We start from the raw sequence: 5373 nt of genomic DNA, 5'->3' as shown, positions 1-5373 counted from the left end.
GCCGCCGACCACCGCCCCGCCCTGCTGGCCCTGCTCGGCCCAGACTTGGGAAAGCGCCACGCCTCGGTCCAGACTGTCCGCCGGATCGGGCAGGACCGCGCCAGCCAGCTCGGCCATCGCCTGAACGGCGGCGCCGACGGCCAATGCGCGGCTCTCGACAAACGACGCCCCGGCGGAGACCGCCGAGGCGCCGTTCGCGCCGGAGATGGCGCTGGATTCAGTCATGCGCTCAGCGGCCGTCCAGCATGTTCAGGGCGTCGCGGCGCTCGTCCTCGAACCGCTGAGCCACCCCCGCCTGAACATCGGCGCGCGAACTGGAGAAGTAGGCCAGTTCGCCGTTGCCGTCGCGACGGCCGCGCTCGTCATAGACGGCGTTGATCAGCGCGCGATCATAATCCGGGCTAGAGGCGTCGATCCCCTGGCGCTCGACCGCCGCCATGGCGCGGGTGACGACCGCCGTGTTCGGGCCGTGATGGACCGAGGTCGACCACACCACGTCCTGAAGCGCGTGCGAGCGGTTGGAGATGTCCAGGCCCGCATTCTCGATCCGGGCGGACTGCACGTCATAGTGGGTGCGTTCGATGAAGGCGTGCTGCGCGGCCTGGAAGGCTTCCGGCTCGCGCGCGGCGATGGCGCGCCAGGTGTCGGAGAAGGCGCGCGTGCCCGCCGCCGCCCCACCGAACTCATCGGCCCAGCGCGCCCCGTCGGCGGCCAGGAACTCCTGCGGCCGGTTGCGATTCACCGCCAGCTGATAGGAGCCGTAGGACACGCCGCCCGGATCACCGGAACCGGACGACACCGTGCCGGGCCCGCGCCCGCCCGTTTCATAGCGCGCCGACAGGGCGCCCAGGTCCGGATTGACGCCTTCCTGCGCCGCCGCGGGCGTCGCTTCAGCGGCGGGTTCGGAAACGGGCGTCGACTGGACCGGCGTCGCCGTCTCGGGCGCCGCGCCGTTCAGACGGATCTGCTGGCCGACCTGAATCAGCGATGGATTGGCGATGCCGTTGTCGGCCGCCAGCTCGCGCCAGCTCATCCCGTATTGCTGGGCGATGCCCGACAGGGTGTCGCCGCCGCGCACCGTATGAAAGACCGTCGCCTCGGCCGGCGTCGCGTCTCGCCCCTCTCCCGCGCCGACCGGCAGCGTTACGGTCTGGCCGGGATGGATCACGTTCGGATTGGTGATCTGGCGGTTCGTCGCCAGCAGATCGCCCACGCTGACGCCATAGCGTTCGGCGATCCCGGACAGGGTCTCGCCCGCCCGGACCGTGTGGGCGGGCGCGGCGTCGCGCGCCCCGGCGGCGGCGGATAGGCTGGTGGCGGAGGAAGCGGCGAGAGACATGGGTCGGCTCCAAAAGACGCGGTGATCCGTCAGGTCAGTTTGGCGTCTCTTCGCGCGTCTGAAATCTGGGGCTTTCCCTAGCGGCGCCGTTCGCGGCCCGCCGGACGTAGGGGATGTCCCTAGCTAAGGACGCCCCCAGCTTATGCCGCCGCCATCCCGGCCATAGCCTCGCCCCAGTATTCGCTCGCATCGTGCAGGAGCCGGTCATGACCGTCACGCCTCTTTCGCCGTCCGTCGACACCCGCGTCCTGGCCTCGCCCGTCAGCGGCCCCGCCGCCGGGTCGCCTTCGACCAGCCGGGTCGATCAGGCGCTGGACACGATCCGCGACCGCCTGGACGAAGGCTTCTTCAACGACGTCTCCCAGGGCGACCTTCGGGACATCAGCACCACGCTGAACGGCCTGACTGCGCAGGAGCGCAACGCCGTCGTCTCCGAACTGTCCGACGCCGAGCTGAACAAGTGGACGGACGAGCTCGACAACTCCGGCTTCCTCGGCATGGGCGGCGGGCTGAACGTGGACGAGCGCCGCGACCTGCACGCGACGCTGGGCGGCTCGCTGGACGCCGCCCAGCTGGAGCGCGTCTACAACGCCTATGACAACCGCGAGCAGAAGATCGAGCTGGCGCAGGGCGTCGCCGCCCACGCGACGTCCGACGTAAAGACCGGCTTCATCGCCGCCCTGGCGCCCCAGACGACCGAAGCCGACGGCATGGGCGGCGTGATGATCTCCGACATGGGCGACGCCGAGGGCCTGGCCGTGGCCCACGTGTTGGGCAGCCTGGGCGGCAACGCCTCTGCGCTGAGCACAGCCTATGCATCGTTGAACGACACCCAGCTGTCGGCCGTTTTCGAGGCCGGAACCCAGCAGACCATGTACGCGAACATGCAAGGGGGCGCGCCGACCTACAGCTATGACGCCGGACCGCTGGCCGCAGCCGTCGACGCCGCCGCCACCAGCCCCGACGCCGAGCTGAAGGCGCGGGTGTTCGAACTGGCGGGGCGCCAGATGGCCAGCGTCTCGGGCGCCAACGGCGTGCTGACGCCTTCGGTCGGGACCGGCGACGCCGCCGACGAAATCCGCGCTGGCATGGAGGGCCTGCTGAAATCCGACGTCAACGGCGTCGTCGAGGCGCTGGAGCAGGATTATCAGGCCGGCAAGGGCATGACCGCCTTCCTGCAGGAGACCCTGGGTCAGGACGGCGGCGCCGACACTATCCGCGGGCTGGTCGACCAGTTGGCGCGCGGCAATGATCTGAAGGGCGACATGCTGCAACGCTTCACCGCCCCGACCCAGCAGGACGGCGGCGTCTTCTATCCGGCCGCCGAGCGCATGGGTTACTTCTCCGGCGCCCTGCACCAGGCCTTCGAGGGCGTGAACAAGGGCGCGGCCGAGAACGTCGAGACGCTGAAGACCATCTTCGGCTTCGCCACCGGCAAGCTGCCCGGACCGGGCGTCGGCGATGCGACTGGCTGGCTGAGCGACCAGGTCTTCGACACGGCCCTGAGCCAGTATCAGAGCGGCCAGGCGGACCTGTTCGAGAGCATCGTGGCCCTGACCACCCCGACCGGCGCGGACGGCCGCCGCCCCTATGACGGGCCAGCCGAAGTCAGCTACAACGAGGGCTGGGAGTCCGTGACGCGGATTCCGCTGAACTGATCCTCAGAGTCTGGCCGCGCCCGGACGGAAAGGACGCGGCCTTGCCTGCCCCCCGTTGGCTCCCGATCCTGGCGACCCTGACCATGCTGACCGCCTGCGACTCCTCCCCCGAGACGCCAAAAACCACGCCCTCGGCCACCGTCACGAGCGAAGGCTTCATCGCGGCCGCCGCCCGGATCGATGCAGAGTCCCTGGCCGCCCTGGCCGCCGCCGTGGACGCCGACCCTGCAGGCGTGGCGAACCAGCTTCAGAGCGGTCTGGGCGGCCGCCGCGCCTTGCAGGCCTACGCCGCCGCCATGCTGGAGAACGGCGAGGCGGCGCATCTGGGGCGGCAATGGGCGGCGCTGACCGCCGATGTCCCCGCCCTGTCCGCCTCTGAACAGAAGGACGGAGGCGTCTGGCATCCTCGCGCCGAGGAGGCCGGGTTCTTCACTGGCGGGGTCGCCGCCGCGCTGTCGCAAAACCCCAAGGCCCTGCCCGACTTCGCTCAAGGCGCAGGCGTCGCCCCGCCCACTCCCGGCGAGGACATCGCCGAATGGCTGTCACAACGCGTCCGCGCCCTGCCTCGCCCCGCCCGCGACGCCTTCGACCAGGCTCTGCGCGCAGGCGCGGTGCGCTAGGCCTCCAGTCTAGGGAAGACCCTAGCAGCGCGGTTCGGCGAGCAGCGATAGGGTGACTGCATAGGATCGGGAGGCGACCATGCAGATCGACCGGATCGGCGCGACATCGTTCCAACCTCAGACGACGCCCGCGACGGCGCGCTTCGACGACGATCCGCGCGTCGCCCTGGACTGGGCGCCGCCGCCCGCCGCGCCGGTTTCGGCTCAGGCTGCGGCCGCCCCGGCCCGTTCGGACAATGTCGTCGACCTGGACACAGCGCGCACGCATCTGGCGCTGTCGGCCGATGTCTACAACGACACCCCTTCGCCGCCCGACGGCTGGCGCGTGGCCGGACCGGACGACCTGGACCGGCTGCGGCTGACGCCCGACCTGCTGGAGCGCGCCGATTCCGAGTTCCGCGCCCGCGTCTACGTCAGCGACGAGGGCGGCCAGACCCGCTACGTCGTCGCCTTCCGCGGCTCCCAGGCGGGCGAGGACTGGCTCAACAACGGTCAGCAGGCGCTGGGCCTGTCCTCCGAGCACTATGACAAGGCCCTGCGCATCGGCCAGCGGCTGGCCGCCGTCGAGGCGGACGTCACCCTGACCGGCCATTCGCTGGGCGGCGGCATGGCCTCGGCCGCGTCCCTGGCGTCGGGCCACGACGCGAACACCTTCAACGCCTCCGGCCTGCACGCCTCGACGATCGAGGCCGCCCAGGCGGGCGGGCGCCCCACGCCCGACATCGACGCCTTCTACCTCAAGGGCGATCCGCTCAGCCTGCTGCAGGACGGCGGCGACCGCATCATCCTCGGAGGCCTGGGAGCGGTTCTGCTCGGCCCGCTCGGCGGCGTGGCCGCCGGATGGGCGGGCGACGCGCCCGGAGCTGTCGGCGACCGCATCCCCGTGTCCCCCACCCCGCCCGAGGACCAGTCCTGGTGGAATTGGACGCCCGGCGCCCTGCACGGCGTCGAATGGTTCCAGTCCAGCCTGGACGCCATGCGATAAGGAGGCGGAACGGCCTCGACCCGCCGACCGTTCAGCGCCAAGATGCCCGGACGCCTCTTCACGCCAATCCTTCTCGCCGGAGTTCTGATGAGCGGTTGCGACGCCCGCGCCGACGGTTTTGTCGTCGGCACCGTCCTGCCCTCCCCGGCCAGCGTGGCCGCGCTGGGCCGGGACGGCCATTCCACCCGCGACATGGTCGAGGCGGTCCGCGACGGCGACCTGGCGAAGGCCCGCCGCCTGCTGGACGCCGATCCCGCCCTGGCCCGCATCGGCGACAGCGAGAATCTTGACCTGCTGACCCTCGCCGTCGCGCGCGACGACCGGGCCATGGTCAGCCTGCTGCTGGAAAAGGGCGCCCCGCCCGACGGCCCGAACGGCGAGACTTCGCTCAGCTTGGCCCTGCGCGCCCGCGAGCCCTGGCACGCCCAGGCCCTGCTTCAGGCAGGCGCCTCGCCTGACCCGGTCGCGCCTGACGCCTTCTGGCCGCTGGACGAGGCCATCGCCTTGAACTCGCTCGGCGCCGTGCGTCTGTTGCTGAATCACGGGGCCGACGTGAACCGGGCCGACCGCACCGGGGGCACGCCGTTGGAAGCCGCCGTCGCCATGCGCAACTACCGCATCGCCGAACTTCTGCTGGAACGCGGCGCCGATCCCTGGGCGGTCGGCGTCAACGGCGACACCATCGCCGCCGCCCTGAACGCCCCCGTCCGCCCTGCCGAGCCCGCCGAGGCCCAGGCCGAAGCGCGCGTCAAAGCCCGCATGACCGCCGCC

At 71.3% G+C, this 5373-nt stretch carries 6 protein-coding genes; 4 read left to right on the top strand and 2 right to left on the bottom strand.

All coding sequences use genetic code 11. The features are described from left to right. Together BDIM_RS17840 and BDIM_RS05300 are read right to left on the bottom strand one after the other, a co-directional pair. Positions 1 to 225, bottom strand: a 225-nt coding sequence (locus BDIM_RS17840; protein WP_040345105.1) for a hypothetical protein, incomplete at its 3' end; no start/stop codon positions are given. A gap of 4 nt (positions 226 to 229) precedes the next feature. Next, a complete protein-coding gene (locus BDIM_RS05300; protein WP_003164543.1) occupies positions 230 to 1339 on the bottom strand; it encodes a LysM peptidoglycan-binding domain-containing protein in 1110 nt (369 codons plus the stop codon). A 206-nt stretch (positions 1340 to 1545) separates the two neighbouring features. Here BDIM_RS05300 and BDIM_RS05295 point away from each other — a divergent pair, with 206 nt between their 5' ends. The 4 genes from BDIM_RS05295 to BDIM_RS05280 form a co-directional block, all read left to right on the top strand. Further along, positions 1546 to 2997 carry a hypothetical protein gene (locus BDIM_RS05295; RefSeq protein WP_040345104.1) on the top strand — a complete coding sequence of 484 codons (1452 nt, stop codon included), beginning with the start codon at positions 1546 to 1548 and terminating at the stop codon, positions 2995 to 2997. Positions 2998 to 3038: 41 nt separating this feature from the next. Then, on the top strand, positions 3039 to 3617 hold the full coding sequence (locus BDIM_RS05290; protein WP_088491724.1) for a hypothetical protein: 579 nt from the start codon (positions 3039 to 3041) through the stop codon (positions 3615 to 3617). 79 nt (positions 3618 to 3696) lie between these two features. Next, on the top strand, positions 3697 to 4602 hold the full coding sequence (locus tag BDIM_RS16805) for a Tle-like phospholipase domain-containing protein (RefSeq protein WP_003164540.1): 906 nt from the start codon (positions 3697 to 3699) through the stop codon (positions 4600 to 4602). Positions 4603 to 4689: 87 nt separating this feature from the next. Beyond that, positions 4690 to 5373: ankyrin repeat domain-containing protein (locus BDIM_RS05280; RefSeq protein ID WP_040345098.1), on the top strand; the 684-nt coding region annotated here is incomplete at its 3' end.

Source organism: Brevundimonas diminuta ATCC 11568, assembly GCF_000204035.1.
GTDB lineage: Bacteria > Pseudomonadota > Alphaproteobacteria > Caulobacterales > Caulobacteraceae > Brevundimonas > Brevundimonas diminuta.
The sequence above is the reverse complement of the archived record's forward strand: the minus strand, read 5'-3'. Positions and strand labels throughout refer to the sequence as shown.